Genomic DNA, 12,575 nt, shown 5'->3' with positions numbered 1-12,575 from the left:
TCTTTCATTAAACCGAAAGATCCTCACCGTCAATTGATCAAGGCGTGTAATCCACACCTCTTGTGTAGGAGTTTCCTGCATCCCATAGTAGGAACTCATTGATTCCGTTATCATTAAGCGCTTTGATTTGCGCCTCTACTTCTGCTTTTCCATATGCTTTATAGTTTCCGGAGCCGAGCCAAGAGGCCGTAAAATCCTGCAGCCATGGGCGGGAAGTAGGTGGATTCTTCAGCTCATCCAGCTTCTTATTCTCGAGCTTGGAATATTCAGCAACCAATTTGTACGGCTCAAGGTCAGGTTTGTCGATCCCGAAATAAGACGTCCAGTGACTCGGGTAGATCATGGATGAAATCACATCGACATTCTCTGAGATTTTAGAGAAATTCTGGCCGATCCCCGGAGCTTCAGGCAATGTGGCGCTGTAGCCAAAAATATCAACAGAAACTTCGACATCATAGGGTTCCAGCTGCTTGTGAGCGTATTCGACAAAATCCGTTACAGCGTGCACGCGTTTTTGCACGTTATCGGAGTCTTCACTTGTGTACGTCCCACCATCATACTTCAACTCACCGTCACGGTTTTCGAAGCCTTCAGGGAATCGCACATAGTCAAACTGGATTTCCTTGAAGCCCATCTTTGCCGCTTCAATGGCAATGCCTACATTATAATCCCATACTTCCTTCATGAAAGGATTGACAAAGGATTCCCCGCGCCCGTTCTTCCACACATCATTTCCATCTACAAATGAGAGTTCAGGTTTTTTATTGGCTAGGACCGTATCTTTGAATACCACCACGCGCGCGATGGGATAGATCTTCTTCTCTTCCATCGTCTTCAAAACCTGTTTCGGGTCTTTGATGAAAGGCTGGCCGATATCATGATAGGGGGACGACTCCTCTGGTACATACGTCAGATTCCCATTATCATCCTTGATATCCACGACCATTGCATTCAGATCCGTCTCTTCGATCAGCTTCGTCAGCTGACCGAATTTGGATCCACCCGCTGAATGCCCCGTCACATAGATACCGCGGACGGCGTCAGGATACTCAAAATCCAAACCGGAATCATACTTAAAGCGTGGGGACACGCTCCCATCCTTTTCCTTCATCGCCATCGCTCTTACTTGATGAGTTCCGGCCTCTTTTCCAGTTCCTTCGGCATCTGCCGTCTGGAAAGGAAGCGCACACAATACTGCGACCCCTGCCGCAGCAGCAGCCCATTTTTTCCACTTCAAAGCGAACCTCTCCTCTATTCGTCTAGTAAAATATGTATCTTCTCTACCTATTCTAACAATGATTGAACTTGAAAGAAAAGGGAAAACGGACAGATAATGTCGAAATTTCCGAAAAGATGTGATTTCTGTCGTTTTCTTCTCACTTGAATGATGATTATGGTAGAGAACAACATACCTTAGTCGTAATCCTACCGCTTCATCCTTCTCACCTAGAGGAGTTAAAACAAATCAGCAGAATCTTGTCGATTTTAGAGTACACGAGCGTATCGCCCTTCAGCACAAAAAAGAAGACCCCCAGGTCCGGGAGTCTTCTTTTTCTCAATGCTTGTATTGTGCTTGATACTGGACGAATTCTTTTTCAGAACAATAGACGAAATGTCCTGGTGCGACTTCGCGCATTTCAAGTTTGTCATCAGCTGTATAGTTATGGACAGCCGTGTTATATTCTTTCCTTCTGCGGTTGCGCTCATAATCAGGATCCGGAAGTGGAATCGCCGACAGGAGTGATTGCGTATACGGGTGCAGCGGATTATTGTACAGGGCATCACTTGGTGCCAGTTCTACAAGCTTACCGTAGTACATGACCCCGATCCTGTCACTGATGTATTTAACCATGGAAAGATCATGAGCAATGAATAGGTACGTTAGTCCCTTTTCTTTTTGAAGCTCCTGCATAAGATTCACGACCTGCGCCTGGATGGATACATCCAGTGCAGAGATCGGCTCATCGGCGATGATGAAGTCAGGTTCCACTGCCAGGGCGCGGGCGATCCCGATACGCTGACGTTGCCCCCCTGAGAATTCATGAGGATAGCGGCCTGCATGCTCTTTGTTTAGTCCGACTGTTTCAAGAAGGTCATGGACCCTCTTCATCCGATCTTGTTTATTTGTAGCAAGACCGTGAATATCGATTCCTTCTGCAATGATGTCTGCGACTTTCATACGCGGGTTCAAACTAGCATATGGATCCTGGAAGATCATCTGCATTTTACGGTTGAAGTTCTTCAGCTGCGAACGGGATTTTTTCCCGTGAACGTCATCTCCGTTAAAGAGTACTTGACCGTCTGTTGCATCATAAAGGCGGATGATGGTCCGTCCGGTAGTGGATTTTCCACAACCCGATTCACCAACAAGACCGAGCGTTTCTCCTTTATAAATATCAAAGCTGATGTCATCGACGGCTTTAACCATATTTGCTTTCCCAGGATTGAAATATTGTTTCAGGTTTTTGATTTCCAATAATTTTTCAGCCATTATACGCGTACCCCCTCAACAAGTACAGGCTCTGCAAAGTTGGAAGGCATTCTGCGATATCTTATTTTCACTGCCTCTGGTGGCTCAACTTTCGGAGCGTCTGGATGAAGCAACCATGATTTTACATAGTGAGTATCAGAAACCTGGTAATATGGTGGCTCCTGCTCAAAATCGATCTTCATGGCGTAATCGCTTCTTAGTGCAAAGGCATCCCCCTTAGGTGGATTCAACAGATCTGGAGGCGTTCCGGGAATCGCACTGAGATGCTGTTCACCGTCTGTGTCGGTCGTCGGCATGGAGCTGATCAATCCCCATGTATACGGATGACGCGGATCGTAGAAAATTTCATCCACCGTTCCCGTTTCGACAATTTGTCCACCGTACATAACGGCTACGCGATCTGCCACATTCGCCACTACCCCAAGGTCATGGGTAATGAAAATGATGGACGTATCGATTTTGTTTTGCAGATCCTTCATCAGTTCAAGGATCTGTGCTTGAATTGTTACATCAAGTGCCGTTGTAGGTTCGTCTGCAATCAGGATCTTAGGATTGCAAGCAAGGGCAATCGCGATGACCACACGCTGACGCTGACCACCGGAGAACTGGTGGGGATACTGTTTGAAACGGGTGTCAGGACTTGGCAGACCAACAAGCTTCAGAAGTTCGATGGCACGTTTCTTTGCATCCGGTTTGCTCATATTCTGGTGTTTTAATAATGGCTCCATGATTTGTTTCCCGATTGTCATGGTCGGGTTCAAAGAAGTCATTGGATCCTGAAAGATCATGGAAATATCTTTCCCGCGGATCTTTTGCATTTCCTTCTCAGGTATTTTAGCAAGATCTTTTCCTTCAAACATCATTTCGCCGTGCTTGATGAATCCAGGCGGGTTTGGAATCAGACGCATCAGTGCTTTCGTCGTAACAGACTTACCTGATCCCGATTCTCCAACGATCGCCAATGTTTCACCTTTATCTAAGTGTAAATCCACACCGCGAACGGCTTTCACTTCTCCAGCATGAGTATTAAAGGAGACGTGCAGATTTTTGACTTCCAACACTTTTTCCATATTCTATATCCCCCTTTTTCTTACTTACGCAGTTTTGGATCTAGAGCATCCCTCAGCCCATCGGCCATAAGATTGAAGCTCAGGATGATCAATGAAATGACCGCTGACGGAATCAGCATCATATGCGGGTAGGACTGAATGGATTTGTAACCGTCATTAACCAAAGATCCGAGTGATGCCTTTGGCGGTGCAATGCCGAGTCCGATAAAGCTCAGGAACGCCTCTGTATAAATGGCACCAGGAACTGTAAACATCGTAGTAATGATAACTGGTCCCATTACGTTTGGAAGTAGATGTTTAAAAATTAATCTGTTATTTGATGAACCTAACGTTCTTGAAGCAAGTACATATTCCTGATTCTTCAGTTGAAGTATTTGTCCTCGAACAATCCGAGCCATTCCTGTCCAACCCGTTAGTACCATGGCCATAGTAATGGAGAAGATCCCAGGCTCAAATACCAAAATAAAGAGGATAATGACAATCAAGTTTGGTATACCTACAAGTACTTCGATGATCCGTTGCATAATATCATCGACTCTTCCTCCGTAGTATCCTGAGATCCCACCGTAAGAGATACCGATCAAGAAATCGATGATCGCTGCGAGGATCCCGATATAAAGGGAAACTTGAGTCCCTTTCCATACACGGGTCCATAGGTCCCGGCCCAAATCGTCTGTTCCGAACCAATAATTTTCTTTCACTTGGCGCGCTTCGTAGACATCAAAGCCTTCATGATCCTTCCCGTCAAACGGAAGCCAGCTGATTCCAGACAACGCTTCGATTTTCGGAGGAAGTTTGGCATGACGGATATTTTGATCAGAGAACTTATGATCATTCATCATCGGTCCAACAAACGCAAAGAATACGATAATAATCGTTATAATGAACCCGACGATGGTCCCCTTGCTCTTACGTAGACGAATCCATGCATCCTGGTAGAAGTTTAAACTTGGTCGTTCAATTTTTTCAGCCTGTGCACTTGTTGCTTTTTGTCGTTGGAAGAGGTCTTTTGACAGCTGCTCTTGATTTTTATTGTTTGGTTCCATTATTTCTTCCCTCCAACTAGACGAATACGTGGATCAATAATTCCATAAAGGATATCCACTAAGAAAATTACGGCAACAAGAAGAACACTATAGAATAATGTTACGCCCATGATGACCGTATAATCATTTGTATTGATTGAACGTACGAACTGCTCCCCTAATCCAGGCACGGCAAAAATCTGCTCAATAACCATCGTACCCGTCATGATACCGACTGTCATCGGCCCAAGAATCGTGATGATTGGAATCATAGCATTCCGGACGCCATGCTTCACGATGACATTCGTGTTCGTCGTTCCTTTTGCTTTAGCCAGCAAAATATAGTCTGTATTAAGGATTTCGATCATTTCAGTTCTCATATAACGGGCGATCGTGGCTACTACCCCTACTGTCAGAGCGAGGGTCGGAAGAATGGTATGTTTATACTCTCCCCACAACGCAACAGGTAGAATTTCCCATTTTACACCGACGTAATATTGCAGAAGTGCTGCAAATACGAACGAGGGAATCGAAATACCGAGAACGGCCAGGAATGTAGACCCATAGTCAACCCAGGTGTTCTGTCTTATAGCTGCAATAATCCCGATAATCAAACCGATGATTGTCCCTAATACCATTGCTTGGAAACCAAGAATTGCGGAAGGTCCTATACGGTCAGCGATCATTTGAGAAACCGGTCGATTGTCATATTGGAATGACAAACCCAAGTCCCCTTGCACCAAGTTCGTCATATAGGTGACATACTGAACCGGCAGTGGATCATTGAGTCCGTATTTATCTAGGATGATTTGTTGTTGTTGCGGAGACAGTCTCTCTTGATTTGTGAGTGGAGTCCCTGGAAGGAGCTTCATCAAGAAGAATGTGGCGGTTGCAATAATAAGCAAAGTGATGATCATATAAACAATACGCTTGATAGTATATTTGACCATGCTTAGCCCCCCTTTTCTATGTTTATACTACTTCTCCATTATAGCGATAATCGACAAATTTTCAATTTATTTTTTAAATTGCGAAAATTGTCGCTTATGACTGGAAAAGGAGAGCGTATGCCTATGCATACACTCTCCTTCAGAAGGTTCAACTTAGAGCGTTTTAGTTCTCGATAGAAGCCCACTTGTAAGAGTAGTCAGCTCCGAAAGAGTGATCCAATACGTTTTTCACGTATGGACGCTCAAGGTAAGAAACACCTCGTTGGTAGATCGGGCTGATTGCTTGATCATCGAAGAGGATCTTTTCAGCATCAACCATTGCTTGCCAGCGAGCTTCTGGATCAGAAGAAAGCTCAGTCTTAGCTTGCTCGATCAATTTGTCAAATTCAGGGTTAGAGTAACCCATTTGGTTATGTGCACCATCTGTTACGAACATATCCAGGAACGTCATCGGATCTGGATAATCCGGACCCCAACCTGCGAAGGAGAAGTCATAGTCACCTTTTGATTCAAGATCAAGCTTTTGCTTGAACGGTTGCGCTTTGATCTTAACAGTCAGACCGTCAAGATTTGACTCAAGTTGTTCTTTGAAGTACTCACCGATTTTCGCGGAACTTTCGCTGTCATAGTTCAATAGCTCAAGCTCAACATTGTCGATGCCAGTTTCTTTTTTGGCTTTAGCCCAGTAGTCTTTTGCTTTTTCTACGTCAAATCCACCGTATGCTTCTCCAGCAGTTTCACGGTACTCTTTTCCATCTGGACCTGTAACGAAGTCCTTAGGAACGAGGTAGTAAGCTGGTACAGATCCGTTGTTCAATAGAACATCAACCATACCTTGCTTGTCGTATGCAGCGTCGAATGCTTTACGTGCATTTTCATTTTTCAGGATTTCAGAGTTTTTAGACGCTTGGTTCAAACGAAGGAAGAATACAGACGCTTCTCCGCGCGTTTTGAAGTTTTCATCGTTTTTGTACTTGTCAACAAACTCAGCGCTTAGGCCAACCCTGTCGATTTTGTTTGTTTCATAAAGGTTAACGGCAGTTGTTGTATCTTTTACGATGTTGAAGTTAACTTCTTCAAGTTTAACAGTGTCAGCATCCCAGTAATCTTTGTTCTTAGAAAGTTTGAAGCTTTGCTCATGCTTCCACTCAGATAGTGTGAAAGGTCCGTTGTATACAGAAGTATCAGCTTCTAGACCATATTTATCGCCTTGTTCTTCAATGAACTTTTGGTTTTGCGGATAGAATGTTGCGAAAGAAAGCAACGCTTTGAAGTAAGGAACTTCCGTTTCCAATTCGATTTCAAGAGTCTTTTCATCGAGTGCTTTAATTCCAAGTTCCTCAGGTTTCGCTTTACCTTCGTTTACTTTGGAAGCATTTTTGACATCAGACATGATGTACGCATATTCAGCTGCTGTGTCTGGATTTAGAACACGTTGCCATCCGTATACGAAATCTTGTGCAGTGACAGGGTCACCGTTAGACCATTTTGCATCACGTAGTTTGAAAGTATACTTTTTACCGTCTTCACTTACTTCAGGCTCTTCAGCAGCGATACCCAGCTCAGCCTCATCGTTTTCTCCTAGGCGGTAAAGACCTTCATACACCTGGTTCATAACGTTGAATGATACTGCATCCGTTGCAAGAGCTGAATCCATTGACGGGATTTCGGAAGCTTCCGCAAGATTCAATACTTGCTCGTCTTTCGTGTCAGATCCCCCAGCTGCCCCTTCTTTTTTGCCGTCAGTCTTCTTGTCTCCGCCACAGGCAGCCAAGAAAGTACTCACAGCTAGAAGAAGAACCAGTAATAAAGAAAACTTTTTCTTCATCTTGAAATTGACCTCCTCATACTTCTCATATTTATTTATCTTCTAATTTTCAGAAGATTTGTTACTTATTATACATGATAGAGATATTTTTGCAATACGAATTTAACAGTTTTTTTGCTAAATAATCAGTTTACTAGGTAATAAGGTGTTAAAACCTTGATATATAAGGGTTCCGAAATCGAATTCAGGGTGGTTTGTCCCATTACAAATGTTACAATCACCCAATTAAACCAGCGATTTTCCTGGCGTTTTTCCTTCTTTATCGAAAGAAAGCGTTCTCCTATCTTCATTATAATTATCTAATATGGCGGATAGATATAAAAAACTGTGAATTCGTGCTCTTGCTTCCTTTTCAAAACTTGAACGCTTCGGGTATACTTCTATAGGAGAACAGCATGCATTCCTGATCGTTTCTTTTGGAAGGAATGCTTGAAATCATTTTGGAAGTGAAGGTGCAACATGATGAAACGTTTACGCGTCCTACCGATGGTCACATTACTTTACCTTGCTGCGGTCTATCTTGTCCGTTACATGAATGGATCGGATTTGCTCCTTTCCCTCATTGATACTTTATTCATCGTCGGAATTTCTTATGCTTCTGTAGCCGCCTTGATGTTTGTTTTCCAAAACGGTTTCTTGAATGGGATCTTATATGCCTTCAAGCGCTTCAGGTCAAGGTCGAAGAAAGATGAATACGTGGCGCAGTTCGATGACGTGGAGGAACGGAAGGAAATTCACGAGGTGTATGCAGTGAGAGAACCATTCCGCCTGACGGCACCCCTTTTCTACATCGGGATTTTATCCCTTGCCGTATCCCTGATCCTCTCATATTCTCTCTATACTTGATTTCGGCGCTTTTTTTTCATATAATGACTTTTGCATATATGAAACAAGCTTTGACAAAGAGTAGTACCCCGCTTGCCGGTTCCAAGAGAGCCTGCGCCCGCTGAAAGCAGGTATCCGCTTGCGGGGGAATGGACTTTCGAGCTTCCCCGGTGAAAGCAGTAGCCGGAGACGGACCCCTTCCGTTAACCGGGGACCATGCAATGCATGGACTAAGCCGACTCATTCCTGAGTAACTTAGGGTGGCACCGCGGAAACAACCCATTCGTCCCTATATTTTTTGGACGGGTGGGTTTTATTTTTGGCCGGATGGTCATGATGATACAGGAACTGTACTATAGGAGGAATGAAGATGAAAACGATTTTTAGCGGCATTCAGCCGAGCGGGACGATCACGCTTGGTAATTACATCGGAGCTATGAAGCAATTCACCGAGCTTCAGGAAGAGTATGATTGCTATTTTTGCGTGGTCGACCAGCATGCGATCACTGTTGCCCAGGATAAAGCAGAACTGCGCAAAAACATCCGCAGCCTTGCTGCCCTTTATATTGCTTGCGGGATCGATCCCGATAAAGCGACACTGTTCATTCAGTCGGAGGTTCCGGCTCACGCACAGGCCGGATGGATCCTGCAGTGCGTGACCTATATCGGTGAACTTGAGCGCATGACTCAGTTCAAGGATAAGTCCCATGGAAGAGAAGCCGTATCTGCCGGTCTTCTCACCTACCCTCCCCTCATGGCAGCCGATATCCTGCTCTATGGTACGGACCTTGTCCCAGTCGGAGAGGATCAGAAGCAGCATCTCGAGCTTGCCCGGAACCTTGCGGAGCGTTTCAACAAGAAATACAATGATATCTTCACGGTTCCAGAGGTGCGCATTCCGAAAGTAGGAGCACGTGTGATGTCGCTTCAGGATCCACTAAAGAAAATGAGCAAATCCGACGAGAACAAAAAGGCGTTCATTACACTGCTTGATGACCCTAAAGTCATTGAAAAGAAAATCAAGAGCGCTGTGACGGATTCGGATGGCATCGTCCGATTCGACCGGGATGAAAAGCCTGGGGTTTCGAATCTGCTCTCTATCTACTCGATTCTTGAAGGCACTCCGATTGCCGAACTTGAGGAGCGATATGATGGAAAAGGATATGGCGATTTCAAAGGTGACCTTGCCAAAGTGGTTGTGGATGTCATCAAGCCGATTCAGGACCGCTATTACGAGCTGATCGATTCCGAGGAACTTGATGATATCCTTGATCGCGGAGCTGAGAAAGCGAATCGAACCGCAGGGAAGATGCTGAAGAAAATGGAAAAGGCCATGGGTCTTGGAAGAAAAGAACGGAAAAAGCGATAAACTAAAGAACCTTGAGCATGGGCTCAAGGTTCTTTTTGTTCAATTTACTTTTGGACGATTCTCTACTTCCCATAACTTTTCGAAGAATGGTTGTCCTTTAATCAGATTCTCGCAGAGTGACAGATGCTTGTCGGACCATCCGTATTTTGTGTCCTCATAAAGCATCTGCCATGCTTCTTGGAAATCGAGCTCCTGGATCGTCCTGTACTGTTCCGGGGCCCATTCCGTATACCAGTATCTCACTTCAGCCGTATTTTCCGAAGTGCGCAGTTGATCGAGGGCCATGAAAAGAAGCTGTTTCAACTGCCTTTCCTTGCGTGTCAGCCCACTCATCATGAACGGGTTTGGAGAAAGGATGTGGTACGCTTCCTCCCGCTTTTGATCAGGCTTGAACTCATATTCAAGCTCTTCTTGACTTTCCACCATTTCATAAACGAGCTGTTCCTGACGTGGTATCAGGCGGCTCTTCCTGATCGGGACGGTGTAACCGATCGTATCGACGGCCAGAATCGCCGTGCCATCGGTGACCACGAAGCAATAATCCTGTTGAATGCGTTCATGGTTCTTTCTGAGATACGCTTTTTGATACACATCATTCAGCATCTGCCGAGGTAATTCTGATAAATCATTCTCGATGTAATGATACAACTCTTTGCCGACTTTCAATAGAGGCACCTGATCCAGCAACTCAATTACGTCCTCTTTTCTCCATTCGTGAAAATGGCAGATATTATATCCGTTTTCTTCCCCTTCGAACCAATTGACCCATACATCATGAAGATATAACATGATTGACCCCTCGCTTTACTACATTGTTTGGTTGTCAATCAGTATGGTCAATCACCTGTGGATTTATTCGTGCTCTCTCCTGTTTTATCCTGTATGATAAGTGCTTACTCTAGAAAAGTCTCCGACGGGAGGCCCAGCATCATCACACTATTCATTCCGTTCTTTTCAGCGAATGACCGTACGAGCCGGTAACCGATGGCGTACCCCAGCAGCTCTGGGTAGTGTCTTTTCCCGTGGAGAAGTTCATCATGAAGTGGTGATTTCCTCGTTAGATCAGCATGGGGTTCGATCCATTCCTTGAACCATCCGCTCAATTCCTCTTCAGTATATTTCCTTGTCCACGGAGCAGCATAGTCAACGCCGCAATATTCCCTCACGGCATTCTCTGCCAGTCCCTCGAAGATGACAGAATCGAGGAGGGTATATTCCTCCTCTTTACCCGCCAGCTTTTTCATACGGGTGCAATGGTGGTATTCATGCACAAATAGTGCCTCATATTCTTTGTGATCCTCCAATTTTTGAACAAAAAGAAACATTTCATCAAAAAAGCAAACTCCTGATTTTTTAGCCGGTTCTCTGAATAAGCCTCTTTTCGGCTCTAGGGGGAATAAATAGATGGGTATATCAGGTCCTTTCCATTTTCTTTTGTACCTTTTCTCAAAAACGGAAAGCCTCTTCCATAGTTCGTCAGACTTAAGCTCATTAAAGCATTCTTCCACCTGCCTAGACGGGCGATACATCCCTTGTTTTCGGAGGTAGGCATAGAAAGCTGCTGCTTCTCCTTCCCCTCTTTTCGTCCTTTCTAACAACTCGACTGGGTCCTCGAATGTTTGATCCATCCACTCGTCTGTTGGGATCACTGGCATCATTATCCCTCTTTCCTGCTAATTTGGTTCATGTATATGCAATCTGCAGGAGAGTTAGAAAAAAAGCCCGCCGAAAGATTCGGCGGACTCACGATTACTTCACATATTTTTTGAATACGAGCGTGGCATTATGGCCACCAAAGCCCAGGGAGTTACTCATGGCAACATTGACTTCCTGCTCACGTGCTTCATTGGCTACATAGTCCAGATCGCAGTCTGGATCCGGATTTTGAAGGTTGATTGTCGGTGGGAGCTTTCCATCCTTCATGGCAAGAACCGTAAAGATCGCTTCCACTCCACCCGCTGCACCAAGAAGGTGACCGGTCATGGATTTTGTGGAGCTCATGGCCAGACGGTTGGCATGATCACCAAATACTTCTTTGACGGCCATGGTTTCATACTTGTCATTATAAGCCGTACTTGTACCATGGGCGTTGATGTAATCCATCTGATCAGGCGTTACACCGGCATCATCAAGTGCCATCTTCATGGCACGCGCCCCACCTTCCCCGCCTGGTGCAGGGGCAGTGATGTGATAGGCATCACCCGTGCAGCCATAGCCGACGATTTCAGCATAGATCGTTGCTCCGCGTTTCACCGCGTGTTCGAGTTCTTCCAGGATGACAATCCCCGCTCCTTCTCCGATGACGAAGCCGTCACGTTCAGAGTCGAATGGTCTTGAAGCCGTTTCCGGATCGGGATTGGTCGAAAGGGCCGTATTGGCGCAGAAACCGGCTACGGACATTTTCGTGATTGGTGCTTCCGCTCCACCCGTGATCATGACATCCGCGTCACCGCGCTGGATGACCTTGAATGCATCACCGATGGAATTCGTGCCTGTTGCACAGGCCGTTACGGTACAGGAGTTGAATCCTTTTGCTCCTAGGAGGATCGATACCTGGCCGGCAGCCATGTCAGGGATCATCATTGGGACGAAGAAAGGACTTACCCTGCGGTATCCACGCTTAAGGAAGGTTTCATACTGGGTTTCGAATGTTTCCATCCCGCCGATTCCAGAACCGATCCATGTACCGACACGGTTGGCATTTCCCTCCGTGATTTCAAGGTTGGCGTCTTTCACTGCCATCAAGGACGCTGCGATGGCATAATGAGTGAAACGGTCCATCTTACGCGCTTCCTTCTTTTCGATTCCGAAGTCTTCAATATTGAAATCTTTCAGTTCAGCCGCTACCTTGGCAGGATACTCATCAGCATTCAGCCTTGTGAGTGGCCCGACCCCGGATTTCCCAGCAAGGGCATTCGCCCACGTTGTTTCTACATCATTTCCTAATGGATTGACGGTACCCAATCCTGTTACGACAACACGTTTCATATCCATTGTTCGGTCTCCTTTATCGTATA

General features: G+C 45.4%; 11 protein-coding genes and 1 other annotated feature. Of the genes, 2 read left to right on the top strand and 9 right to left on the bottom strand.

The window, feature by feature from the left end; all coding sequences use genetic code 11:
• Positions 1–37 precede the first annotated feature (37 nt).
• The 6 genes from ABJ225_RS01135 to ABJ225_RS01110 form a co-directional block, all read right to left on the bottom strand.
• The gene (locus ABJ225_RS01135) at positions 38–1,237 is read right to left on the bottom strand and encodes a putative glycoside hydrolase (protein ID WP_347318044.1); all 1,200 of its coding nucleotides are present in this window, start codon (positions 1,235–1,237) and stop codon (positions 38–40) included.
• Between the two features lie 318 nt (positions 1,238–1,555).
• Entirely contained in the window at positions 1,556–2,491 is a 936-nt protein-coding gene (locus ABJ225_RS01130) for an ABC transporter ATP-binding protein (protein ID WP_053427538.1), read from the bottom strand.
• On the bottom strand, positions 2,491–3,561 hold the full coding sequence (locus ABJ225_RS01125) for an ABC transporter ATP-binding protein (RefSeq protein WP_218245744.1): 1,071 nt from the start codon (positions 3,559–3,561) through the stop codon (positions 2,491–2,493). The genes ABJ225_RS01130 and ABJ225_RS01125 overlap by 1 nt, the downstream gene beginning before the upstream one ends.
• 20 nt (positions 3,562–3,581) lie before the next feature.
• On the bottom strand, positions 3,582–4,607 hold the full coding sequence (gene opp3C / locus ABJ225_RS01120; protein ID WP_079515822.1) for an oligopeptide ABC transporter permease: 1,026 nt from the start codon (positions 4,605–4,607) through the stop codon (positions 3,582–3,584).
• Positions 4,607–5,536 carry an oligopeptide ABC transporter permease gene (gene opp3b, locus ABJ225_RS01115; protein ID WP_218245743.1) on the bottom strand — a complete coding sequence of 310 codons (930 nt, stop codon included), beginning with the start codon at positions 5,534–5,536 and terminating at the stop codon, positions 4,607–4,609. The genes opp3C and opp3b overlap by 1 nt, the downstream gene beginning before the upstream one ends.
• Positions 5,537–5,699: 163 nt before the next feature.
• Complete coding sequence (locus ABJ225_RS01110; RefSeq protein WP_347318040.1) at positions 5,700–7,364, bottom strand: peptide ABC transporter substrate-binding protein; 1,665 nt, start codon at positions 7,362–7,364, stop codon at positions 5,700–5,702.
• 459 nt (positions 7,365–7,823) lie between these two features.
• Between ABJ225_RS01110 and ABJ225_RS01105 the strand changes: the two genes are divergently transcribed.
• Complete coding sequence (locus ABJ225_RS01105) at positions 7,824–8,210, top strand: DUF3899 domain-containing protein (protein WP_347318038.1); 387 nt, start codon at positions 7,824–7,826, stop codon at positions 8,208–8,210.
• Between the two features lie 41 nt (positions 8,211–8,251).
• Positions 8,252–8,483: a binding site (T-box leader), on the top strand.
• A gap of 76 nt (positions 8,484–8,559) precedes the next feature.
• Positions 8,560–9,558 carry a tryptophan--tRNA ligase gene (trpS, locus tag ABJ225_RS01100; RefSeq protein ID WP_481900584.1) on the top strand — a complete coding sequence of 333 codons (999 nt, stop codon included), beginning with the start codon at positions 8,560–8,562 and terminating at the stop codon, positions 9,556–9,558.
• Positions 9,559–9,597: 39 nt separating this feature from the next.
• Here trpS and ABJ225_RS01095 read toward each other — a convergent pair whose 3' ends face one another.
• From ABJ225_RS01095 to fabF, 3 genes are all read right to left on the bottom strand, one after another.
• Complete coding sequence (locus tag ABJ225_RS01095; protein WP_218245739.1) at positions 9,598–10,347, bottom strand: YjbA family protein; 750 nt, start codon at positions 10,345–10,347, stop codon at positions 9,598–9,600.
• A gap of 104 nt (positions 10,348–10,451) precedes the next feature.
• Positions 10,452–11,213 carry a DUF2268 domain-containing putative Zn-dependent protease gene (locus ABJ225_RS01090; protein WP_347318034.1) on the bottom strand — a complete coding sequence of 254 codons (762 nt, stop codon included), beginning with the start codon at positions 11,211–11,213 and terminating at the stop codon, positions 10,452–10,454.
• 94 nt (positions 11,214–11,307) lie between these two features.
• The gene (fabF, locus tag ABJ225_RS01085; protein ID WP_347318032.1) at positions 11,308–12,552 is read right to left on the bottom strand and encodes a beta-ketoacyl-ACP synthase II; all 1,245 of its coding nucleotides are present in this window, start codon (positions 12,550–12,552) and stop codon (positions 11,308–11,310) included.
• Positions 12,553–12,575 lie beyond the last annotated feature (23 nt).

Origin of the sequence: Rossellomorea sp. RS05 (assembly GCF_039822645.1) — a bacterium.
Lineage (GTDB): Bacteria > Bacillota > Bacilli > Bacillales > Bacillaceae_B > Rossellomorea > Rossellomorea marisflavi_B.
Note: the sequence above shows the minus strand (reverse complement) of the source record. Positions and strands in the feature narration are given on the sequence as shown.

What these genes read in the sequence shown, in the direction of transcription:
- ABJ225_RS01130 (WP_053427538.1), bottom strand. Translation starts at nt 2,491, where the DNA reads ATGGCTGAAAAATTATTGGAAATCAAAAACCTGAAACAATATTTCAAT.
- ABJ225_RS01125 (WP_218245744.1), bottom strand. Translation starts at nt 3,561, where the DNA reads ATGGAAAAAGTGTTGGAAGTCAAAAATCTGCACGTCTCCTTTAATACT.
- opp3C (WP_079515822.1), bottom strand. Translation starts at nt 4,607, where the DNA reads ATGGAACCAAACAATAAAAATCAAGAGCAGCTGTCAAAAGACCTCTTC.
- opp3b (WP_218245743.1), bottom strand. Translation starts at nt 5,536, where the DNA reads ATGGTCAAATATACTATCAAGCGTATTGTTTATATGATCATCACTTTG.
- ABJ225_RS01110 (WP_347318040.1), bottom strand. Translation starts at nt 7,364, where the DNA reads ATGAAGAAAAAGTTTTCTTTATTACTGGTTCTTCTTCTAGCTGTGAGT.
- ABJ225_RS01105 (WP_347318038.1), top strand. Translation starts at nt 7,824, where the DNA reads ATGATGAAACGTTTACGCGTCCTACCGATGGTCACATTACTTTACCTT.
- trpS (WP_481900584.1), top strand. Translation starts at nt 8,560, where the DNA reads ATGAAAACGATTTTTAGCGGCATTCAGCCGAGCGGGACGATCACGCTT.
- ABJ225_RS01095 (WP_218245739.1), bottom strand. Translation starts at nt 10,347, where the DNA reads ATGTTATATCTTCATGATGTATGGGTCAATTGGTTCGAAGGGGAAGAA.
- ABJ225_RS01090 (WP_347318034.1), bottom strand. Translation starts at nt 11,213, where the DNA reads ATGCCAGTGATCCCAACAGACGAGTGGATGGATCAAACATTCGAGGAC.
- fabF (WP_347318032.1), bottom strand. Translation starts at nt 12,552, where the DNA reads ATGGATATGAAACGTGTTGTCGTAACAGGATTGGGTACCGTCAATCCA.